Raw genomic sequence first — 258 nt, forward strand, 5'->3', positions numbered from 1 at the left:
CGGCCGGGCGCCTGCTGGCGCCGTGGGGTTGTGCCGCAACCGGTGGCTTCTGGGTGCTGGCCACGCCAGCCGGTGCGCAGGACGCGCGGGTGGAATCGTTGGCGGAATGGCTCGCCGAAAAGCTACGGCGTTAATCCGCCACGTGACAGTCCGCGCGGCGGACTTCTTCGACGAACTTGCGCATCTTGGAGCCGTCCTTGATGCCCGGCTCGCTTTCCATACCGCTGGAGACGTCCACGCCCCACGGCAGGGTGGCCA

Annotated in this window: 2 pseudogenes; one reads left to right on the forward strand and one right to left on the reverse strand. The window is 68.6% G+C overall.

Annotation, left to right across the window (positions count from 1 at the left end):
- Nucleotides 1-134 (forward strand): annotated as a pseudogene (locus tag ACQG3P_RS20365) (LysR family transcriptional regulator); the annotation flags it as partial.
- Here ACQG3P_RS20365 and ACQG3P_RS20370 read toward each other — a convergent pair.
- Nucleotides 131-258, reverse strand: a pseudogene (locus ACQG3P_RS20370) (N-(5'-phosphoribosyl)anthranilate isomerase); the annotation flags it as partial. The pseudogenes ACQG3P_RS20365 and ACQG3P_RS20370 sit on opposite strands and share 4 nt — an antisense overlap.

The sequence above is a fragment of the Stenotrophomonas sp. SrG genome (assembly GCF_050031795.1).
In the GTDB taxonomy this organism is placed as follows: domain Bacteria; phylum Pseudomonadota; class Gammaproteobacteria; order Xanthomonadales; family Xanthomonadaceae; genus Stenotrophomonas; species Stenotrophomonas rhizophila_A.